Here is a 22,715-nt window from a genome sequence, read left to right as displayed (position 1 = left end):
TTCTACTCCAAAATAAATCGTTCTGCTACAGTGTCTCCCAAGAAGAGACCCCTCTTTGTCATTCGGACACGGTCACCATCGACCTGAATGAGTCCTTGTTGAACCAAGTCTCTGATGATTTCGCCATAAAGTCCATCAAAGGATCGTCCAAATTTTTCCTCAAATCGCGCCATGGAAACCCCGGATTTTTTCCGGAGGCCTAGGAACATTTCTTCTTCCATCTGCTCCCTTTGACTCAGGTGTTCTTCTGTAATCCGAGCATTTCCTGCCTCTACCGCATTGAGATAGTGGCGGATAGGACCGTGGTTCTTATAACGAATTCCGTTCACATAACCTGAAGCACCCGCACCGATACCATAATACTCGGCATTGTCCCAGTACATGAGATTGTGGCGACTTTCAAATCCAGGTTTGGAGAAATTGGAAATCTCATAATGCTCAAAACCAGCTCGCTCAAGTTCTGCGATGATGTACTCAAACATCTCTGCTTCTAACTCTTCCTTGGGCAGGGGCAATTTCCCACGTCTCATGCGGTTCATAAAGACCGTATGATTCTCCAAAATCAAGCTATAAAGACTCATATGAGGAATATCAAGCGAGATAGCCTTAGCTACATTGTCTTTGACCTGAGCCATCGTTTGACCAGGAAGAGCGTAGATTAGATCGATGGAAATATTGTCAAAACCAGCCAGTTTGAGGCGATCGATATTCTCATAAATATCCTTTTCCAAATGACTGCGCCCAATTTTTTTCAGCATTTTGTCATCAAAAGTCTGCACACCTAAGGAAACACGATTGACTGGCGACTGTTTCAAAACCGCAATCTTATCCGCGTCCAAATCGCCTGGATTGGCCTCAATGGTTAACTCTTCCAAAACTGACAAGTCCAAGTTTTTAGTCAAGCCATCCAAGAGCACCTCTAATTGCGGAGCTGACAAAGCCGTTGGCGTCCCACCTCCAATGTAGAGGGTTCGTAACTTTTGGATATCATAAGAACGAAACTCTTCTAGCAGATGCTCCAGGTAACTATCTACTGGTTGATTCTTGATAAAAACTTTTGAAAAGTCACAATAATAACAAATCTGTGTGCAAAAGGGAATATGCACATAGGCGGACGTTGGTTTTTTCTGCATAGTATTTATTATACCACAAAGACAGGCTTGCAGATAAAAATCACCATCTCCAAAAATCAGAGATGGTGATACATTATACTTCAGTAATATCGATGATGATTTCTTCTTGATCTTCAGCAACGTCTGGAGTTGTTGACTGTTCTTGCCATTGCTCCTTGAGATTGTTAAAGGTTTCTTTTGACGCTTCTGTCGCTTGTCGAGCACAGGTCTTGGCTTGATCAATGACACTATCAAAAGTGATTTCACCAGATTCTACTTGTTCCTTTGTTTTCAGCACAAAGTCCGTTGCCTGTTCCTTCACTTCTGTTAGTTTTTCACAAACCTGCTCTCTAGCATATTCTGGATCTTCTCTCAAATCATCTAGAAAATCCTGAGCTTGACTACAAACTTGCTTACCCTTGTCACTCGTCAAAAACAAAGCAAGAGCTGCACCTGAAATTGTTCCTAAAAGGATAGAGGATAGTTTTCCCATAAGATTTCTCCTTTTTTATTTTTTGAAAAATTTACTTGCGACACGAAGAGCGGATAAGCCTGCACCTGTTTTAATGGTCTTTGAACCAGCAGATGAAGCTTTTTTGCCTAAAACACGCGCATGTTGGTTGAGATCAGATACTGACTCTGACAAGTCAGCCACTGCCGTAAAGAGTGGATCAATCGTCGCAACTTTGATATTGATATCGTCTGCTAACACATTGAGCTTAACCAGTAATTCATTGGTCTGATGCAAGGTAACGTTCACATCTGAGCTCAACGTTTTGATGGTTTTCTCTGTCTCATCAATCATACGACCAGCTTTTTGAATCGTGATTGTCAAATAGACTAAACAGACAATCAAAGCAATCGCAACAAGAATATATGCAACTTCTAACATTTATTTTTCCTCCTCTGTATGATAGAAAGGGGCTTTCTTTCGATTTTGATAAAGTATGATAAAAATACCGAGTCCGATAAGGATAACTGATAACCATTGGGAAACTCGCATACCAAAGAACATGAGACTATCCGTCCGCATCCCTTCGATGATCATACGACCAAAGCCATACCAAATCAAGTAGAAAGCAGTGATATGACCACGTCTGATTCCCTTTAATTTTCGTCTAAAAATCAAAATCAAAGCAAAACCAATCAGATTCCAAACCGACTCATATAAGAAGGTCGGCTGACGGTAGCTACCATCAATGTACATCTGGTCACGAATGAAGCCTGGCAAATAATCTAAACTATCCACCGCTGCACCATAAGCTTCTTGGTTAAAGAAATTTCCCCAGCGCCCTAAACTCTGGGCAACCATGACACTCGGTGCTGCAATATCTAAGAAATCCCAAGTATTAATCAGCTTTCTATCTGCAAAGATATAAAGGACAATAGCGCCCGCTATCAAACCTCCATAAATGGCCAAACCACCATTCCAAATGGCGATGATTTCACCTGGATTTTGCAGATAATAATCTAAGCGAAAGAGTACGTAGTATAGTCTAGCACCTAAAATAGCTACTGGAAAAGCAATCAGGATAAAATCCAAAATATCATCTGATAGAATTTTCTTTTTAGGAGCTTCTTTCATGGCAAGATAAACTGCCAGAACCAAACCAGCTACAATACACAAAGCATACCAACGAATAGCAAAGGGACCAATTTCAAATGCGACTGGATTAATCATGTTTCACCTCATTTTGAGCGATTAGATTTGTCAAGCGTTCTTCAAATAAACGTGTCGCATCAAAGCCCATTTCTTTAGCACGGTAGTTCATGGCAGCCGCCTCAATGACAACGGAGATATTTCGTCCTGTTTTTACTGGGATGCGGATACGCGGAATCGTTACACCAGAAACTTCGAGTTCTTCGGCATTGTTTCCTAGACGGTCAAAGGTCTTATGCGTATCATAATTTTCCAAATAAACTGCTAGCTGAACTTGTGAAGAATCTTTTACAGCACTTGCACCATAGAGACTCATGATATCGATAATCCCAACTCCACGAATCTCAAGTAAATGCTTCAAGATTTCAGCAGGTTCGCCCCAAAGAGTCATCTCATCCTTAGAATAAATATCTACACGATCGTCTGCTACTAGACGGTGTCCACGCTTCACAAGTTCAAGACCTGTCTCGCTCTTACCGATACCACTATCCCCTTGGATCAAGACACCCATGCCATAGATATCCATCAAGACACCATGCACGCTAGTACGTTTAGCCAAACGGGAATCAAGGTAGCTAGAAAGTTCTCCAGATAAACGACTGGTTGCTGTTCGACTGGTTAAAATCGCAATCTTACATTCTCTAGCAGCCCTCAACATTTCCTCTGGCACTACCAGACCACGAGCCACGATAACCGCAGGTGTTTCAGGTAGAAACATTTTCTTCAAAACTTGATAACGGTTCTGGGCAGGCATGGCAACTAAATAGGACCACTCCTTCATCCCTAACAGCTGAATCCGTTCTGGTGTATAGTAATCAAAATAGCCCGTCATTTCAAGACCAGGTCTCATAATGTCTGCAGTATTGATTTCTTTTTCAAGTAATTCGCCTTCACCATAGACAATATCTAGTCTGAGTTTTTCAATGACATCTCTTACTAAAACCGACATAATTTCCTCCTTCAATCGAGTTCTCCCTACTATTATATCAGATTGTAGGTGGAAGTTTCCTTTTTTTGCAGGATTTACAGTATTTATTTGATGTAGCTTGGGAAAAGATTTGACTAGGAAGTCTTTTCGTACTCCTTCAAATTAATCGAGACAAATCTACTGCAAATTGGTCAACATCTATCACCAAATCCCTTCCAGATTTTTCTAAGTAAATTCTTGGAAGACCTTTTGTTAATATTCTGTTTGCGTCAGCCATATCTTGAGGATAGGTATAGAACTGTTGACCTTGTGGAAACTGATTTTGGACTTGCCATTCTTCAAACTCCTTCAAAAAAGTCTTATGAGATGGCATACTGACTTCTTCAAACAAGGAATGGTCAAAAAATCGTACCAATCGATATAGACCATGAATCTCATCCGCAAAGCACTTATCAATCTTTTCATAAGGATAACCTCGTCTCTGATAAGCTTGGCATAAGTTTTGTAAGGACTCACTTAATGCAACTGCATCTTTTCTTGCCAAACTTATAAAATACCGAACAGAAAATTCTTCCATGCCAGTTCGTTTTTTCTTCCCTAAAAACTGTTGTGCACGCAAGAGAGACTCGGATAATCTTTCTTCATCTTGATAATAAAGAGCGTATAAAAGATTCATCACATTTTCTGGATAATAGGTTCCTTTCAACAAGGGTAAATCTTTGGGGATGAATGATGGAATGGCTGAAAAATCGTTACAAGCAAAAGAGGTAAACAAGCCTTTCAAAATTCCATCTGTGTAGATAGTTCCACTTGCCAACAAACCGCCTCTCAGCAGCTCGGTTCTTCCTGTTTGCCATAGAGCGTTGTTTAACTGCTTATAATCCCCATCTAAAAACGCCGCATAATAGGCAAAATATTGAATATCATCTAGCAATAAGCTACTGTACAATTTTACTCTTATAACCTTGTCAGACAATACTTTTGAATCGGTCAAATACTTTTCAAAAATTCTTTGGTTTGACTCTTCAAATTCCTTCCAATCTATCGGATCAGCACAATAACCCCAATCTTCAAAGTAATTTTCACGCATCTTTTGATATTCTTTTATATATTCTCTCATAAGAATTTGTTCCTCTAAATACTATGCAAAAAAAGACTAGACAAGTCTAGCCTTTTATTTCAAATTAGAATTTTTTACGTTTACGAGCTGCTTCTGATTTACGTTTACGTTTTACAGAAGGTTTTTCATAGAATTCACGTTTGCGTGTTTCTTGAAGAGTACCAGCTTTAGTAACCGCACGTTTGAAACGACGAAGTGCATCGTCAAGAGATTCATTCTTACGTACTACTGTTTTAGACATTTTTTTCACTCCCTTCAAGTTCAAGATCTATTCCATTTTACACGCAAAATGAATATTTGTCAAGGGAAAACTGACATAAACTTATATTATCTTCCCTTTTCTTTTTAAAAGGGACAACGTATTAGAATAGATGTCATAATAGCGAAAAAAATTATTTTAATCCTGTTCAGAAACAACTTTTATTTCTTTATCATTTACAATAACAGCTTGTGAATTGTTCATTCGCAATAAGTCGAGCTGATTTTTATAGGTTTCAAAGGTCTTCTTGCTACTATCAGTAAAAGGCTCCTCACCATAATGTGGAAGGATGTAAAACTCCACTTCATTCAATCCCGTTGTATCCGATAACTCTTTCGCTACCGTCTTGTCATCCATGAGCTTATTGTAGTCAACATCCTTGGCGGTAATGATAGCCCCTGCTGATTCTCCCACATAGATCATCCCATCTCTTATTTGTTCTTTGATAAGAGATAGGAGTTGCTTTTTCTTTAATTCTTGCAATAAATAAAAGGTATTCCCGCCAGAGATATAAAGAATTTTGCTTTGGAAAATCTTTGCCTGTACAGTTTCTCGATCACAAGAAGCAATATCTAGAACCTCTATCTCAAATCCTAAATCTTTGAATGTTTGCTGAGCCTCATCGATATAGTCAGTATAATCCTCTTTGTTCCCAGCGGTAGGAATAAATAAAACCTTGTTTTCTAGATTCTTTTCCTTTGCATAATCGCTAAAAAGCTTTTTGACACCAGCAAAGTATGAACATAAAAATAATTGTTTCATGACTGTACCTCCATTAATGTTTAACAATTTTATAAAGGATCCACGATCCCTTTCTTTGACTAGTTATAAGCTCAAACCCTATTAACAACAAGAATCGTCTAAATGTTTTTTCGATTTGAACCTCTGGTAAAAAGTAAGACAACTTGTTATATTCACAAGCCAGTAAGAGCATCCCGTCTGATTTGAGTATCCTTCGAAGTTCCATAAAAGAAGCCTCTAGATCCTGCCAATGAAAATGAGTTTGAAAGGCTGTGATTAAATCAAAACTTTCATCAGAAAAGCCTGTCTCCCTAACGTCTCTTCGTTCAAAATTTAGATTAGTCATCTCTATCTGTTTGGCTTGAGCTATTGCTGCATCAGAAATATCAATTCCAGTTATAGTACTTTGCGGAAAAGTTTCTTTCAGTAGGATGGTTGAACGGCCATTCCCAACTCCTACATCTAAGATTGCAGGGTAAAATGTCCTATCCAGATGACGAATTGCCCATACAAACATGGGGAGATAGGCTCTATTCCACAATTTCATCATTCGTTTTCCTAGAAAGCCTGAAGGGTTCTTTGATTGCTGAATGAGACGAGAAAACAGTAACATTAAAAGTAAAAAACAAGTAAAACCAATTATATAGATCAAAGTCGAGCCTCCTCGTATAGCTATATTATACCACTTTAGTAAAATTGTGAATAATTGATGCAGAATAATTAAACGATTTTCAAACCAATTACCAAAAAGAGAGAACCAATTGGTTCTCTCTTTCTATTAGACTGATATCTTCTTAGATAGCAATGAATGTAATCATTTCAATCAAGTATCTAAAACAACTTACTAGATGACTTTCACCACTAATTATTCTTCCTCAGATTTTTTTCTTTGAGCTAGAGAAATTAATCCCATACCTGATAAAGCAGCCAATAGACCAGCTGTCAAGTGAGATGTCTCCTCAGAACCCGTATTTGGAAGAGTTTTAGTAGTTCTTTCTTCTGTAATACCTTGTTGTTCTGGATTTTCAACCACAGGAAGTTCTACTACTGTTGGAGCATAGAATCCTGAAATAATATTTCCATTGCGATCTTTACGGATCACTTTCACACCTTTAGCTTGTCCTACAAAGTCTGCCTCAGGGGTAAAGGTGACGGTGCCATCTGGTGAGATTACATAAGTTCCTTCACCTGGAACGACTTTTTCAGTTGTTCCATCTTCAAAGGTTGGCGGAACTGTCAGATCGACATCACCTGTAAAGTTTGGTTTACCAGTCTGAGTTTGACCTTTAAGACCTTCTGATGTCGCATCACTCACTCGTGTTTGTCCAAGGACAGTTGGTGTGTAATGAGCAGTAACTACATTTCCATACATATCCAAACGTTTCACAACCAATCCTTTAGCTGTACCAACAAAGTCTGGTTCTGGAGTAAAGGTAATCTTACCATCTTTATCAATTGTATAGCTTCCTTCACCCGGAACAACCATAGTCGTGCTACCATCCTCAAAGGTTGGTGGTACAGTCGAATCGATATGTCCTTCAAACACTGGTGTTGCCACTTGAGGTTGGCCTTTTGCTCCTGTAGAAGCCGTATCATGACCAGTAGATGGATCTACAACTGTCGGGCGATAGCTTGCAGTAACTGGAGTACCATTCTTATCCTTGCGGACAATCGTTACGCCTGTTCCCTTTCCTACAAAATTAGCTTCTGGAGTGAAGGTGACGATGCCATCTGGTGAAATTGCATAAGTTCCTTCACCTGGAATCACTTTTTCAGTTGATCCATCTTCAAATGTTGCTGCCACAGTTTCATCGATTGGAACTAATGGGTCGCCACCTTGGAAGGTTGGGGTGCCTGTTTGAACAAGACCCTTAATGTTAACTGAAGAAGTATCTTTACCAGTTGGTGTTACTTTCGTAAACTCTGGGCTGTAAGTCGCAGTGACTGGGGTGCCGTTCTTATCTACGCGTTTGACTGTGACTGGATCTGGGTTTCCAACAAACTGTTTGTCTGGAGTGAAAGTTACAGTTCCGTCTGGCGCAATCGTGTAAGTTCCTTGACCTGGAATAGTTTTCTCTTTGCTTCCATCTTCGAAGGTTGGCTCTACTGTTTCATCGATTGGAACCAGTGGATCACCACCTTGGAAGCTTGGAGTGCCCGTTTGTGGAACACCTTGAGGACCTGTACTTGTTGCACCGGTTCCTGTTGGGGTCACTTTCGTAAACTCTGGGCTGTAAGTCGCAGTGACTGGGGTGCCGTTCTTATCCACGCGTTTGACTGTGACTGGATCTGGGTTTCCAACAAACTGTTTGTCTGGAGTGAAAGTTACAGTTCCGTCTGGTGCAATCGTGTAAGTTCCTTGACCTGGAATAGATTTCTCTTTGCTTCCATCTTCGAAAGCTGGTTCAACTGTTTCATCAATTGGAACAAGTGGGTCGCCACCTTGGAAGCTTGGAGTGCCTGTTTGTGGAAGTCCTTGAGGACCTGTACTTGTTGCACCGGTTCCTGTTGGGGTCACTTTCGTAAACTCTGGACTATAGGTCGCAGTAACTGGAGTGCCATTCTTATCAACACGTTTGACTGTGACTGGATCTGGGTTTCCAACAAACTGTTTGTCTGGAGTGAAAGTTACAGTTCCGTCTGGCGCAATCGTATAAGTTCCTTGGCCTGGAATAGATTTCTCTTTGCTTCCATCTTCGAAGGTTGGCTCTACTGTTTCATCAATTGGAACCAGTGGATCGCCGCCTTGGAAGCTTGGAGTGCCCGTTTGTGGAACACCTTGAGGACCTGTACTTGTTGCACCAGTTCCTGTAGGTGTTACTTCTTTCACTACCGCTTGGTACTTGACAGTAACAGGAGTTCCGTTGGCATCCACACGAGTCAATTCAAGCTCTGGTGTTTCACCCTTGAACTGTTTATCAGGAGTGAAGGTCACCTTACCGTCTGCATCCACTTCGAACTTACCAACATTTGGCACTTCTTTAACAGTTGTACCATTGTCAAATAGTGGAGTTGAATCAGCTGGGAATGGAACTGAGTCATGACCTGGAGTGAAGGTCACTTTACCTTCTTGGACTTGACCTTGAAGTCCTTCTGTCTTATCACCTGTTCCAGTTGGAGTTACTTTCGTAAACTCTGGGCTGTAAGTCGCAGTAACTGGAGTGCCATTCTTATCCACACGTTTAACTGTAACTGGATCTGGGTTTCCAACAAACTGTTTATCTGGAGTGAAGGTCACTGTACCGTCTGGTGCAATCGTGTAAGTTCCTTGACCTGGAATAGATTTCTCTTTGCTTCCATCTTCGAAAGTTGGCTCTACTGTTTCATCGATTGGAACCAGTGGATCACCACCTTGGAAGGTTGGAGTGCCCGTTTGTGGAACACCTTGAGGACCTGTACTTGTTGCACCGGTTCCTGTTGGGGTTACTTTCGTAAACTCTGGACTGTAAGTCGCAGTGACTGGAGTGCCATTCTTATCCACACGTTTGACAGTGACTGGGTCTGGGTTCCCAACAAACTGTTTGTCTGGAGTGAAAGTTACAGTTCCATCTGGTGCAATCGTGTAAGTTCCTTGACCTGGAATAGATTTCTCTTTGCTTCCATCTTCGAAGGTTGGCTCTACTGTTTCATCGATTGGAACCAGTGGATCACCACCAGCAAACGTTGGAGTACCCGTTTGTGGAACACCCTGAGGACCTGTGCTGGTTGCGCCAGTTCCTGTAGGAGTGACCTTAGTCACGGTTGGTGTATATGTCGCAGTAACCTCTGTACCGTTCTTATCTACACGTTTCACTGTGACTGGAGTTGGTGTGCCAACATATTGTTTTTCTGGTGTAAAAGTAATAGAGCCATCTGGATTGATGCTGTATTCACCTACACCTGGAACTGTTTTCGTTGACTGTCCATCTTCGAAAGTCATTGGTTTCGTATCATCAATTGGAACCAATGGATTACCTTCTGTGAAGGTTGGGGTACCTTTTTGCGGTTGACCTTGGATACCATTTGAAGTGGCGTCTGTTGAAGTTGGTGTTACTTCTTTCACTACCGCTTGGTACTTGACAGTAACAGGAGTTCCGTTGGCATCCACACGAGTCAACTCAAGCTCTGGTGTTTCACCCTTGAACTGTTTATCAGGAGTGAAGGTCACCTTACCGTCTGCATCCACTTCGAACTTACCAACATTTGGCACTTCTTTCACAGTTGTACCATTGTCAAATAGCGGAGTTGAATCAGCTGGGAATGGAACTGAGTCATGGCCTGGAGTGAAGGTCACTTTACCTTCTTGGACTTGACCTTGAAGTCCTTCTGTCTTATCACCTGTTCCTGTTGGGGTCACTTTCGTAAACTCTGGACTGTAGGTCGCAGTAACTGGAGTGCCATTCTTATCCACGCGTTTAACCGTCACTGGGTCTGGTGTGCCTACAAACTGCTTGTCTGGAGTAAAGGTTACTGTTCCGTCTGGCGCAATTGTGTAAGTTCCTTGACCTGGAATAGACTTCTCTTTGCTTCCATCTGCGAAGGTTGGCTCGACTGTTTCATCAATTGGAACCAGTGGATCACCACCAGCAAACGTTGGAGTACCCGTTTGTGGAACACCCTGAGGACCTGTGCTGGTTGCGCCAGTTCCTGTAGGAGTGACCTTAGTCACGGTTGGTGTATATGTCGCAGTAACCTCTGTACCGTTCTTATCTACACGTTTCACTGTGACTGGAGTTGGTGTGCCAACATATTGTTTTTCTGGTGTAAAGGTAATAGAGCCATCTGGATTGATGCTGTATTCACCTACACCTGGAACTGTTTTCGTTGACTGTCCATCTTCGAAAGTCATTGGTTTCGTATCATCCAGTGGAACAGCTGGATCGCCTGCTGTAAAGGTTGGGGTACCTTTTTGCGGTTGACCTTGGATACCATTTGAAGTGGCGTCCGTTGAAGTTGGGGTTACCTTAGTCACTGTTGGAGTATAAGTCGCAGTGACTTCTGTACCGTTCTTATCCACGCGTTTAACCATTACTGGATCTGGTGTGCCAACGTACTTCTTATCTGGCGTAAAGGTGATAGAACCATCAGAATTGATGCTGTATTCACCTACACCCGAAACGGTCTTCGTTGACTGACCATCTTCGAAAGTCATTGGTTTTGTATCATCCAGTGGAACAGCTGGATCGCCTGCTGTAAAGGTTGGCTTACCACTTTGTGGCTGTCCTTGCAGACCAGTTGATGTATCATTTGTACTTGTTGGAGTGACTTTAGTCACTGTAGGTTGATATACTGCTTCGGCAGTAGAACCATTCTTATCTGTCACACGGAGGGTTGCAGGAGTTGGCGTTCCATAGAAATCAGGTGCTGGTTGGAAGCTAATATCCCCATTCGGTTGAACAGTATAAGTTCCTTGAAGTTTACCGCTAGCATCATGTACTGGTAAGCTGTTACCTTGTTGAACTTGTCCATCAACCACAAACTGTGGACCTTCTGGTGCAAATGGTACAGTCTCATTTTGTCCATTGATAGTTGCTTGACCAGGAGTAAAGGTAAGGTGGCTATCTTGTTTTTGACCCTGGAGTCCAGTAGTCTCTGCTCCTTGCCCTGTTGGAGTTGCAGCCTTAACATCCGCTTGATAGGTAGCTGTTACTTCTGTTCCGTTCTTATCTACACGCTTAACAGTTTCTGCAGTTGGACGTCCAGAGTAGCCAGGAACTGGTTGGAAAGTAACGCGACCTGTACTATCCACCTTATAAGTTCCAACGCCAGGAACCTCTTTCGTTGGCTGACCGTTGTCAAAAGTTGGTGCAATTGATTCATCAATTGGAATACGGTTATCACCTGGAGTGAAGACCAAGTTCCCAGATTGCTCTGCACCTTGAATACCTTCAGAACTTGCGTTTTGGGATGTTGGAACAACTCGGGTAACAGTTGGTTGATAAGTGGCAAAGTGATCATTACCACTTGCATCATTTACTTTTAATTTAATCGGATCAACAGTTCCTACAAATGATTTATTTGGGGTAAAGGTTACTCGACCCGTAGTTGGATCTAGGTTAAAGGTACCAACTTCTTTACCACCTGATGTTGCAGGAATACTAGTTCCTGAGATAGGTTCTCCGTTTCCATCCAAGAAAGTAGCAGGATTACTTGCAGATGGTTGAACCGGTGTGTTAGCTGGATTCCCATCAGTAAATAAAATATCTTTTACTTGCGGTAAACCTTGAGCATCAGTTGAACGATGTTCAGTAAAATCAACTACAGTAGGAACATAACGAGCATCCATAGAATTTAGAGGTTGGTTGACAACAGGCTCTGAATTATTTTTTGCAGTCCATTCTGTGCTTGCACCGTTGCTATCAAAGCGACGGATGTTAATACCTGATGTAGTCCCAACGTATCCAGCTTTCGGAACGAAGACAACATCAACATTGTCACCATTTGGCGTCACTTTGTAACGTCCTTCTGCGGTTGTATACCAACCTTCTGCATCTGCTGTTAATTCACGTCCGTTATTATCTAAAACGACAGGCGCCTTATTAGTATCAATGGTTGTTCTAGCATTCTCGTCTTCTTTAGAATAACCACGAGGTGTGAAGCGTAAGCTTGTTTGTTGTTGTTGATCGCGTAAGCCCTTTGTTTCCTTCTTCTCACCTTTTGGTGGATAAGTAAGGTTAACTTGTAAGTCTTCAACTTCACCACTAAAGGCTGTGCCAGTCGGTTTCTCGATATCACCTTGGTTCAAAGCAATACGAACACGCATTCCTAGCTTCTTAACGTTATCATCGTTCATAGGTGGGTGATTTCTAAAAGTAACGGTATAGTCGCCTTCATTTGTTACTTCTGTAAAATCACTAGCTTCATTCTCATCAAATTTACCGTTATTATTGAAATCAATCCAAGCTCGAACATAAGCTTTTTCATTTCCATTAGCTGAAGCATGGAAACGAAGCGAATAATCACCATCACGAAGACGATCTGCTTGGAATAACTCATGAGTCTTACCAACTAAGTCTGCTGGTAAAAGCTGATCAATCCCTTCATCAGCATGATCTGTACTATCATCATGGGTCCAATCATTACCTGACGTAGTATCAATATCAGCAGGTTTTCGACCAAGGTAAGGTTGTGGATTTTGTGCTCCCGTAGCAGCATTGTAACCAGAAATAGTATGAACTGCATTTCCATAACTTTCAGGAGCATCTCCAGTATCTACAACCATGAAACCAATCATAGCACCTTGCTGACCAGAAGATGCAATATAAATTCCAACTTCTGATGCTTCACGAGTCATCACAATTGGCACAGTATGGTCTTTAGAAGTGTTTGGACCAAATACTTGTGAGCCTAAGCCACCTGTTCTTTGATCAGGATTTGTAAATTTTGTCCAGTCAATCGTTGGAATCGTTGCATTGTCACCAATATACTGACCAAGTCGATTAGGATTCATTGGTGCGTAGGTATCTGTAATCACTTTACCTTGTGGTGACACACGTTTCCATTCAGCTAAATGTTCCCATCCTTTACCATTGGTCGTAAAGATAGCATATTCACCTGGGTTTGCTTCTTCTCCATCCGCCATAACCACTGTGGCCTTAACAGGCTTGTTTAGATATGTTGCTTCAACCTTAAACTTCACTCCATAACTTGCACCATTCTTAGGAACCTGCAATTGGGTTCTACGTCCATTAGTATCAATTCCCTGCTCACGAAGAGATGTCCATTGGTTCATAGGAGCACCAATGATTTTTGGTCGTGCAGAGTCGCCCTCTTTAACTTGGCGATTATAGTCTGCAGGTACATATCTAAACCAGGTGTTTTTAGCATCAGGATCATAACTATTTTCATAAGAAGTTCCTGCTACACGATCACGATAAATCTCAGTTGAGTGGAAAGGTTTTAGTTCCGTAACTGTTAATTTAACGACATATCCTGGAGAAATTTCCTTCTCATAAACACTACCTACTTTAAGAGAACCGTCAGTATCAAGTCCTTTAAATGCCTGACTATCACCAAAATCTAACCAGTTAATTTGCTTAACTAGATCTGCAGGGCGTTTCTTTTCAGAATCTGCTAAAGTTGGTTTTTCAATTGTGTTGTTAGGATCTCCATCACGTAAACCAGTAGGTGTAGCATCTCGACGTGCTCGGCGAGAACGTGTAGGTTGCGTAGCCTCCCTAGTCGCTACTGGTTGTTCTACAGCTCTTGAAGCACTTACAGCTTCTGAGCTAGCTTCAGTTGAAGCTGAATTGGCACTCTCTGCAGGCTTCATTTCCGTAGAAGCAACCGGCTTCTCAACTGAAGGTTGAGGCGTTTCAGAAACAACTGGCTGTTCATTCTTTGGTTTCTCAATAGACTCTGAAGCTGAGTTTGCAGGTTTACTATTCTCAGCGGATTGAGGAACCTCAGTAGCTGAAGCAACTACAGTAGTTGCAGGTTTTGGTGATGTTTCAGAGTTTGCTGGTGCTGTAGAAATTGCTGATGGTTCAGCAAGATCCGTTCGAGAAATCTCATTTTGGACACCAGAAGCGCTTGTTTCATCAGCGCTAACCTGAGACGTCACTCCCAATAGAACCAAGGTAGACAAGAGCACAGAGCAAACACCCACGTTTAGTTTCCGAATAGAAAACTTACGAAGGTGTGGATTAAATAATTCTTTTCCCATTAGAATCTCCTAAAATTATTTTTTAAGATATTATACATTATTTTAGAATCTCCTAAAATTATTTTTTAAGATATTATACATTATTTTTAATGATTTAGCTACTAAATTATCCTAGAATAATAACTTTTTTTCTATTAATAAATAAGCAAAGCTTTTAAATATTATCATATTAAGCGTTATTTATGTTTGTTTTTAGGAATATTTATATTAATGTTTTATCTTTCAAATAAATTATTTTACAAACTAAATTAACCTTTCTTAGAATATAATAAAAAATTCCTGCTATTAATAAAGAATCAAAAAAAACACTCACTCCAAAGAGCAAGTGGTTCGTGTAATTTTTATTTTTCAAGCAAGCTGAGCGCTTCTGCATCAGCGATAATAGTCACATCAGGGTGGTTTTGTAGACTACTTGCTGGGAGCTTCTCAGTCACTGGGCCAGACACTGTTCCAGCAATGGCTTCTGCTTTTGACTCACCGTAAGCAAAGAGAATAATTGACTTGGCATCCAAGATGTTTTTAATTCCCATTGAAATGGCTTGAGTTGGGACGTCTTCAATCTTGTCAAAGAAGCGAGCATTCGCTTCGATTGTAGACTGGTCAAGTTCTACTAGATGCGTTTGACTATCAAATGGAGTTCCTGGCTCGTTAAAGCCGATATGTCCATTGCGACCAATTCCCAAGATTTGTAAATCAACAGGATGATCAGCCAAAATTTGATTATAGCGTTCTACTTCTTCTTCAGCATTGTCCTTAACCCCACGAGGCAAGAAACTTTCTTTAAATGGTTTTTGGTTGAATAAGTTTTCTTGCATGAAGTAACGATAAGATTGTGGATTGTCCCCATCAAGCCCTACATACTCATCAAGGTTCACACTAGTCAGATTTGAAAAATCAAGGTCACTCTCAACGATTTCCTTGTAAAACTCAAGCGGGCTGCTTCCTGTCGCAAGTCCTAATGTTTGAGCACCATTGGCCAATTTTTCCTTCAAAATCTCATAAGCAACTTTTCCACCTTCGACTTGATTTTCAACTTTAATAACTTTCATTTTATATCCTCCATGTTTCTATATTTATTATATGGTATAGACCAATTTTTGTCAAGTGAAAACGATTTAATTTCTAAAAAAAGAGCACCCAAACTTGAAACGTGTTATAATGGATAGGATTAGAACTTAGAAAGAATGATGAAAAAATGAATACTGCTGATTTTGATTTCCACTTGCCTGAGGAATTGATTGCCCAAACGCCACTTGAAAAACGTGATGCGTCTAAACTCCTTATCGTTAATCGCGAGACGGGAGAAATTCAGGATAAACACTTCCACTCCATTATCGACATGCTGGAACCTGGTGATGCCCTTGTCATGAACGACACTCGCGTTCTCCCTGCCCGCCTCTATGGTCAAAAAGAGGAGACAGGAGGTCATGTGGAACTTCTCCTGCTCAAAAATACTGCAGGTGATGAGTGGGAGGTTCTGGCTAAACCTGCCAAACGCCTCAAGGTTGGTACTCGTGTCAACTTTGGCGATGGTCGCCTCAGCGCTGTTGTTACGGAAGAATTGACCCACGGGGGCCGCATTGTCCGCTTTGAATACCAAGGAATTTTCCTAGAAGTATTGGAAAGTCTGGGTGAAATGCCACTACCACCTTATATCCATGAAAAATTGGATGACCGTGAACGTTATCAAACGGTCTACGCTAAAGAGAGTGGCTCTGCTGCAGCACCGACTGCTGGTCTCCACTTTACTAAAGAACTGCTAGCAGAAATCCAAGCCAAGGGTGTTCATCTAGTCTATCTCACTCTTCACGTCGGACTCGGAACCTTTAGACCTGTCTCTGTTGACAATCTGGATGAACACGAAATGCACTCAGAATTCTACCAACTTTCTGAGGAAGCAGCTGCCACCCTTCGCTCTGTTAAGGAAAATGGAGGTCGCGTCATCGCTGTCGGAACCACTTCGATCCGCACACTGGAAACCATCGGTTCCAAGTTTAATGGGCAAATCCAAGCAGATTCTGGCTGGACCAATATCTTTATCAAACCAGGCTACGACTGGAAGGTTGTGGATGCTTTTTCAACCAACTTCCACCTACCCAAGTCAACTCTTGTTATGCTAGTTTCTGCTTTTGCCGGTCGTGACTTAGTCCTAGATGCCTATCACCATGCCATCCAAGAACACTACCGCTTCTTCAGTTTTGGAGATGCCATGTTTATCTATTAAGAAAATCCCTATTAGGAAACCTAATAGGGATTTTTCTAATTATTCTATACCAAACTTTGGATCTTTCAAACTCTGAACACTGGCATTGATAACTGCTCCGATAATCAAAATCTTTGCAATAAGAATAAACCAGAACATCATGACTACCACGATAATGGAACTGAAAAATCGGACATCAACCAGATGATTAACATAACTATTGACGTAGACAGAAAAGATATTCAATAAAAAGATAAGAGTTAGCAATACAAAGACACTTCCTGGTAAAACATAGCGGATTCGTGGTGCTTTTACTTTTGGAAGGAAGTAATAAATCATGACCAGAATGGCAAAGATCAAGGCATAGACCAGAGGGCCTGTAAAGTCTTGCAGGTAGGAAAATAGCGGACTGTCGGATTGCCAGTAAGTTTTGAGGAGGTTAAGCAACATACGACCAAACATACTCAAAAACAAGGCTAAGGCAAAAAGAATCTGCAAGCCAAAACTAACAAGTAGACTCATCAACTGATGGGAGATAATTCCTCGACTCTTAGTCACTCCATAGGCTTTGTTAAAGGCTTTTTGGAGGAAATCCATTGATTTCGAAAAGGTCCAGAGTGCAGATAAAACGGCAAAACTCAGCAAACCAGTTGATGGTTGAGTCAGAACTTCTCGGACAATCTTGGCGACCACATCATACACCGTATCAGGCAAAAATTCCTTGATCGTCAGTAAGAAATTTGAGACCGGAATCTGAAAATAAGGCAAAATATTGACCATTATCATTAGCAAAGGAAAGATAGAAATCAACCAATAGTAGGCAACCGCAACACTGGTCAACTCACTATCAGATGCTTGATAATAATGCAAAAAAGCTTTCAATAAGGGCCTGTCCATCAGCTCATTCCACCACTTTTTCATGTTCCATCCTCCGTCATTTTCTTCATCATCTAAGTTCTTCTGATTAAATCTAGCATATCATAAGGTAAGGTATTCGCAGCCTCTTTCAGAGAATAATTTTCTAAATTATTCACATTTTGTCGTAGTTTTTTGGCATACTTGGCTGTTATCAGTTTAGCTTCTTCGTATTCAAAGATTGCCTTACGTTCGAGATAGTAACCTCGTAGCATTTCATCGATATTGTTTGGCTTGATGCGATTGATAACCCGCTCAACAAAGGCACCACTTCCGATAATGGCCGTCTCGCGTAGACGAGACTCTTGCATAAAACTAATCAGAGAACTCTTGTAAACCCCCTTGAGGTTTTCCAAACTCTCGATAATCAGCTCTGTATTTTCCAAATACAACTCTGAAATCTGATCATAGTCAACTGCTAGTAGTTTACGAGATTCTTCATTCATCCAACTACGGAAAGTTTTGCCAAAGGTAAACATTTCATGGAGTAGAAAGCGCAGTATCCGTAAGGAAACTAGGAAGTAATAAGTCACTCTAGAAGCGAAATTCCGATTGATACTCTGCTCCATGTTTTTTAGGTAACGTTGGTAAACTCGATAACCACTCTCGCTGATTCTATTTTCTTCGTAGGCTTGCTCCAAACCGTCACTCTCAATACTCAAGATAAGAAGCTTGAGGGACTCCCAGTCCTCTTGGACTCTCTTATTTTCCAGACTAAGGATGAGGTTTTCAATCCGACCATGATAATTATCAATAGCTGCATAAAGAGGAAGTTTATTCTTGTGATGGTCCAGTTCTTTTTCTAATTCTGCAGCTACATCATTCAGAATCGCAATATGCATCAAATGATCCTTGCCTTCCTCTTGTTCCTCAGATAAGTGAGGGAGGACCAGTAAACCTGTTAGAAAGCTTAATAGTGTAACGCCGGCTACGAGAAAGAGCAACAGAGGATACTCCTGCTCCAAATGACTTGGTATGAGGAGAATAGTCGCGATAGATACTGTCCCTTTGACACCAGAGAAGGTCAAAAGAAGCATATCTTTCGTGTACTTATGAATTTTTTTCTTAAGTCGACGCGTCCTCACAAAGTAAAAACCAGCAATCATGACAAAGCGGATCGCAAAGAGTAAGAAGGTCAGAACGACAACTGAAAGCAGTAAAAGAAGGGGATTGTAGAGAGAATTAGACAAGATCGGCTCTGCTATCAACTCTAATTCCATTCCCAAGAGAACAAAGACTGATCCATTTAGCATAAAGGTCACGGTGTGCCAAACGGTCTCCGTCACGGTGTCTACCTGAGCCTCAAGGAGCGTAATTTTCTTAAAGCGACTGGCTTTCAAAATACCTGCAACCACTACTGCGATAATCCCTGAAACATGAAACTCTTCTGCGATGAAAAAGGTCATGAGCGGCAAACTTAGCTCTAGCAATAGTTCACTGGCTATATCTATCGCTCGTACACTCAGTAAAAAGCTATGCAAAAAACGATTGACCATAGCCGTCACAAAACCGACTACAAAACCACCAAGTATAGAAAGTGCTAGGGAAGTTCCAGCTTGGCTGAAAGAAAACGTTCCTGTTGTCCAAGCAGCAAGAGCCATCTGAAAGGCAACCAAACCAGAAGCGTCATTTAAGAGTCCTTCCCCTTTTAGGATATTAGAGACCCGTTTTGGAAAACGAAAACGTTCAGAAAGAGATGCGAAGGCAACCAAATCTGTTGGCCCAAGTGCCGCTCCAACTGCTAAACAGGCAGCCAAAGGAAGAGTCATCCAAAGGAAGTGAGCCATGCCCCCCAAGCTTAAGGTCGAGATAAAAATCACAGGAAAAATCAGAAAGACAACAATCCGCCAGTGCTTCAAAATGGACGTAATATCCGCTTCTTCTGCCTCCCGGAAAAGTAAGGGACCAATAACCATGGCCAGAAACAGCTCTGTATTGAGATGAAAGTCCGCATCGGGAACAAATAAGCCAATCCCAATCCCCAAAAGAATTTGTACAAGAGGAAGGGGCAAAAAAGGGAGAAGTTTATTGGTCGTGGTTGAAATGATTAAGACAAATAAAAATAGAATCAAGTAAATGAGTAATTCCACACAATTCCTCCTTAATCTTTTTTACAACAAGATTCAAAAATCTCCTTTTGCTCTTGGATTTTCTGATCAATCTTAGAACAGTCTTTGTGCTCAATTTTTTTCTGGCATCGTTCCATTTCAAGAGCCACTAGTTTTTTCTTAATTTTAAGCATTTTCTTGCTCATATGTGCTTCGTCGAGCACTCCGACTGCTCGCTCGTGAAGCGTTGACTCGACAAAATTTTGGCGCATTGCCTCAAGCTTCTCACGAAGGTATTGTTTATCCATGTCTATACCTTTCTAATTTTTCAATCATAACTAAAAACGGTGGATTGTTAACTTGGTTGAGAGTCCGATAAATGGCAGCAGTATACTCTTGTTGGTTCAACTGGCTAACAAACTCCAATACAGCATCCCTCTCAGTATCTCCTCCTTCATGACCATAGTAGATCATGATAGCAATCCGTCCCCCCTTGACAAGCAAATGACACAGCTTTTCTAATGCTTCGATAGTAGTCTGAGGTTGAGTGATGACGGATTTGTCAGCAGAAGGCAGATAACCCAGATTAAAAATCCCTGCCTTAGCTTCTGTCACAAACTGATCAAGTGTCTCATGACCTTGCAAGATTAACTGGGTATTTGTCATTCCAGCCTGATCCAAACGCTCTTGCGTCTTCTCCAAAGCCTGCTCCTGGATATCAAAGGCATAGACTTGCTTGGCTAGCTTGGCTAAAAATAGCGTATCGTGGCCATTACCCATAGTCGCATCCACTACGATATCCTCTTTTGTCACAACTTCCGCTAAAAAATCATGTGCCATCTCAAGTGGTCTTTTCATTTTTAAACTCCTGTTTTACAGCCTTGCATCCTTGCACACTTCCACGACGTCGCATCTCAGTTTCAATAGCATTTAGCACTTCCCATTTATTAAGGCTCCACATGGGACCTATCAACATATCTCTGGGTGCATCTCCTGTGATTCGATGGATGACGATATGCTTGGGAATGATTTCCAGTTGGTCACAAATGACCTTGACATACTCATCCTGACTCATCAGTTGCAAGCGTCCTTCGTGGTAATCTCGCTGCATACGCGTATTGGTCATAAGATGAAGCAAGTGCAGTTTAATTCCTTGAATATCATTATCCGTAACACAGCGACGGACATTTTCAACCATCATCTCATGGGTTTCCCCAGGAAGACCGTTGATCAGATGGGAAACAATCTCAATCTTGGGATATTTCCTCAAGCGTTTTACTGTTTCAACATACAATTCATAGGAATGGGCACGGTTAATCAAGTCAGAGGTTGCTTCATATGTAGTCTGTAAGCCCAATTCTACCGTCACATGCATGCGCTCCGATAACTCAGCCAAATATTCGATGGTTTCGTCTGGTAAACAGTCCGGACGCGTTCCGATATTAATTCCTACTACACCTGGTTCGTTGATGGCTTGTTCATAACGCTCCCTAATCACTTCCACCTTTTCATGGGTATTGGTAAAGTTTTGAAAATAAACCAGATACTTTTTAACATCCGGCCACTTGCGGTGCATAAAGTCGATTTCCTTATAAAATTGCTCACGGATAGGGGCATCTGGTGCTACGATGGCATCTCCAGAACCTGAAACCGTACAAAAGGTACACCCCCCATGAGCCACAGTTCCATCCCGATTGGGACAGTCAAATCCCGCATCAATAGGAACTTTGAAAGTCTTTTCTCCAAAAAGTTTTCGATAATAATCATTCAAGGTATTATAAGATTTCATAACTTTCATTATAACAAAAAACACCTACAATCTCAAAAGCCTGACTTTCCAACAAATTCCCTTGTTTCTCATTTCCTTTAGCGTTTTTTTATGATACAATATGGGTATGATTTTAATGAAAATAGCATCTATTTTATTATTGATATTAACCTTGGTGGTTTGCTTTATTGTCACCAAGCTTTTCGGACTTAGGAGAATAGGATTTAATTTCGCGGATCTAGCTTTTCCACTTTTGGTATTTGAGTACTACCTAATTACTGCTAAAGCCTTTACCCACAACTTTCTACCGCGACTTGGAGTCGCACTTTCTCTCCTAGCAATCCTCCTTGTAGTCTTTTTCCTTGTCAAAAAACGAAGTTTTTATTACCCTAAATTCATCAAGTTTTTCTGGAGAGCCGGTTTTCTCCTTACCTTAATCATCTACATTGCTATGGTTGTCGAATTGATGATGCTCCCATAAAAAACATTCCCTCAGACAGCTGTCTAAGGGAATGTTTTTATCTTCATAACTTGTTTTCTAAGCTCTACCAAGATACTTTTTTTATTTCCTAAATGTCAAGGCGTAGAATTTGCCATCCCAAAGAAGTTTCATTTCCTTTTCCTTAACTTCGCTTGGAACAGCATTCTCAATTTCACTCAAATCAACAGTAGCGTCTTTAAAATAATCCTTACTAAAATGATTTTTCTTATATTGCTGATCCACATAGTCAGCCGTCTCATCTGCAATTAAAATCTTAGTCCCTGGCTTCGCCACTCGTAGCATTTCCTGCATAGCCTTGGCCTTATCATTGAAAAAATTGATTCCGCCAATATGGTAGGCAATGTCAAAACTATTATCCGCAAAGGGGAGATCCTCCGCGCAAGCATGGAAAAGTTGCAGATTGGTCTTTTTAGCGCAAGATTTCTGGCATTTTTTTAGCATACTGATAGAAATATCTACCCCTACAAAGTCTAAACTTTTCAGGTCAATTGTCTCAGGAATATAACGGAGGTCTTGGCCAGTCCCGATAGAGACATAAAGAACAGATAAATTATCCTTCCATTCTATTTCCTCCATCAGATCCTTTCTCAACTTATCAATTGCCTTGCCGTGGAGAAGTGGTCCTATCCATTTCTCACTCATATCATACCAGCGAGCCATACGGTTGTACATGGTCATGTATTTAGCATTATCTCCAGATAAATAATCTGGATTAAGAGACAGATAGATAGCCCCATCTTTTTGAAAATTTTCCACCTCCAAACCTGACTTCAATTTATCTTGTAATCTTGTTTCAATCATATGTAGCATCTCCT

The 22,715-nt window shown here is 41.1% G+C and carries 19 protein-coding genes; 2 read left to right on the top strand and 17 right to left on the bottom strand.

Going from position 1 to position 22,715, the window contains the following annotated elements; translation table 11 throughout:
• Nucleotides 1-2 precede the first annotated feature (2 nt).
• The 11 genes from hemW to B7723_RS03630 form a co-directional block, all read right to left on the bottom strand.
• Complete coding sequence (gene hemW / locus B7723_RS03680; protein ID WP_084849848.1) at nt 3-1,133, bottom strand: radical SAM family heme chaperone HemW; 1,131 nt, start codon at nt 1,131-1,133, stop codon at nt 3-5.
• Between the two features lie 73 nt (nt 1,134-1,206).
• Nucleotides 1,207-1,605 (bottom strand): YtxH domain-containing protein, encoded by a 399-nt coding sequence (locus B7723_RS03675; RefSeq protein ID WP_084849849.1) that lies wholly within the window; start codon nt 1,603-1,605, stop codon nt 1,207-1,209.
• A 15-nt stretch (nt 1,606-1,620) separates the two neighbouring features.
• Nucleotides 1,621-2,004 carry a DUF948 domain-containing protein gene (locus tag B7723_RS03670; RefSeq protein WP_084849850.1) on the bottom strand — a complete coding sequence of 128 codons (384 nt, stop codon included), beginning with the start codon at nt 2,002-2,004 and terminating at the stop codon, nt 1,621-1,623.
• Nucleotides 2,005-2,793, bottom strand: coding sequence for a prolipoprotein diacylglyceryl transferase (gene lgt / locus B7723_RS03665; RefSeq protein ID WP_084849851.1), 789 nt, complete (start codon nt 2,791-2,793; stop codon nt 2,005-2,007).
• Nucleotides 2,786-3,721, bottom strand: coding sequence for an HPr(Ser) kinase/phosphatase (gene hprK / locus B7723_RS03660; protein WP_000115190.1), 936 nt, complete (start codon nt 3,719-3,721; stop codon nt 2,786-2,788). The genes lgt and hprK overlap by 8 nt, the downstream gene beginning before the upstream one ends.
• Before the next feature lie 136 nt (nt 3,722-3,857).
• The gene (locus B7723_RS03655) at nt 3,858-4,820 is read right to left on the bottom strand and encodes a hypothetical protein (protein ID WP_084849852.1); all 963 of its coding nucleotides are present in this window, start codon (nt 4,818-4,820) and stop codon (nt 3,858-3,860) included.
• Nucleotides 4,821-4,884: 64 nt separating this feature from the next.
• The gene (gene rpsU / locus B7723_RS03650) at nt 4,885-5,061 is read right to left on the bottom strand and encodes a 30S ribosomal protein S21 (RefSeq protein ID WP_000048054.1); all 177 of its coding nucleotides are present in this window, start codon (nt 5,059-5,061) and stop codon (nt 4,885-4,887) included.
• A gap of 156 nt (nt 5,062-5,217) precedes the next feature.
• A complete protein-coding gene (locus tag B7723_RS03645) occupies nt 5,218-5,841 on the bottom strand; it encodes a Type 1 glutamine amidotransferase-like domain-containing protein (RefSeq protein ID WP_084849854.1) in 624 nt (207 codons plus the stop codon).
• A 13-nt stretch (nt 5,842-5,854) separates the two neighbouring features.
• Nucleotides 5,855-6,472, bottom strand: a complete 618-nt coding sequence (locus tag B7723_RS03640; RefSeq protein WP_084849855.1) for a class I SAM-dependent methyltransferase — start codon at nt 6,470-6,472, stop codon at nt 5,855-5,857.
• 213 nt (nt 6,473-6,685) lie between these two features.
• Nucleotides 6,686-14,464: a GEVED domain-containing protein gene (locus B7723_RS03635; RefSeq protein WP_084943933.1), complete on the bottom strand. Its 7,779-nt coding sequence runs from the start codon at nt 14,462-14,464 to the stop codon at nt 6,686-6,688.
• A 341-nt stretch (nt 14,465-14,805) separates the two neighbouring features.
• On the bottom strand, nt 14,806-15,513 hold the full coding sequence (locus B7723_RS03630) for a glucosamine-6-phosphate deaminase (RefSeq protein ID WP_084849120.1): 708 nt from the start codon (nt 15,511-15,513) through the stop codon (nt 14,806-14,808).
• 146 nt (nt 15,514-15,659) lie between these two features.
• Here B7723_RS03630 and queA point away from each other — a divergent pair, with 146 nt between their 5' ends.
• Nucleotides 15,660-16,688, top strand: a complete 1,029-nt coding sequence (gene queA, locus B7723_RS03625) for a tRNA preQ1(34) S-adenosylmethionine ribosyltransferase-isomerase QueA (protein WP_084849121.1) — start codon at nt 15,660-15,662, stop codon at nt 16,686-16,688.
• 39 nt (nt 16,689-16,727) lie between these two features.
• Here the strand turns inward: queA and B7723_RS03620 are convergent, their stop codons facing one another.
• From B7723_RS03620 to B7723_RS03600, 5 genes are read right to left on the bottom strand one after another with little or no spacing between them, the layout of a single operon-like run.
• A complete protein-coding gene (locus tag B7723_RS03620; protein ID WP_084849122.1) occupies nt 16,728-17,588 on the bottom strand; it encodes a YihY/virulence factor BrkB family protein in 861 nt (286 codons plus the stop codon).
• Between the two features lie 29 nt (nt 17,589-17,617).
• Nucleotides 17,618-19,672, bottom strand: a complete 2,055-nt coding sequence (locus tag B7723_RS03615) for a cation:proton antiporter (protein WP_084849123.1) — start codon at nt 19,670-19,672, stop codon at nt 17,618-17,620.
• A gap of 11 nt (nt 19,673-19,683) precedes the next feature.
• Nucleotides 19,684-19,938, bottom strand: a complete 255-nt coding sequence (locus tag B7723_RS03610; protein WP_049520729.1) for a hypothetical protein — start codon at nt 19,936-19,938, stop codon at nt 19,684-19,686.
• Complete coding sequence (locus B7723_RS03605; protein WP_084849124.1) at nt 19,931-20,488, bottom strand: tRNA (mnm(5)s(2)U34)-methyltransferase; 558 nt, start codon at nt 20,486-20,488, stop codon at nt 19,931-19,933. The genes B7723_RS03610 and B7723_RS03605 overlap by 8 nt, the downstream gene beginning before the upstream one ends.
• Complete coding sequence (locus B7723_RS03600; protein WP_042902094.1) at nt 20,472-21,428, bottom strand: TIGR01212 family radical SAM protein; 957 nt, start codon at nt 21,426-21,428, stop codon at nt 20,472-20,474. The genes B7723_RS03605 and B7723_RS03600 overlap by 17 nt, the downstream gene beginning before the upstream one ends.
• 91 nt (nt 21,429-21,519) lie before the next feature.
• Between B7723_RS03600 and B7723_RS03595 the strand changes: the two genes are divergently transcribed.
• On the top strand, nt 21,520-21,879 hold the full coding sequence (locus tag B7723_RS03595) for a DUF3397 domain-containing protein (protein WP_042902093.1): 360 nt from the start codon (nt 21,520-21,522) through the stop codon (nt 21,877-21,879).
• Nucleotides 21,880-21,960: 81 nt separating this feature from the next.
• On the opposite strand, the gene B7723_RS03590 is transcribed toward B7723_RS03595, so the two are convergent.
• Nucleotides 21,961-22,701 (bottom strand): class I SAM-dependent methyltransferase, encoded by a 741-nt coding sequence (locus B7723_RS03590; RefSeq protein ID WP_084849125.1) that lies wholly within the window; start codon nt 22,699-22,701, stop codon nt 21,961-21,963.
• Nucleotides 22,702-22,715 lie beyond the last annotated feature (14 nt).

The sequence above is a fragment of the Streptococcus oralis subsp. oralis genome (assembly GCF_002096435.1).
Taxonomy (GTDB): domain Bacteria; phylum Bacillota; class Bacilli; order Lactobacillales; family Streptococcaceae; genus Streptococcus; species Streptococcus oralis_AA.
Note: the sequence above shows the minus strand (reverse complement) of the source record. Positions and strands in the feature narration are given on the sequence as shown.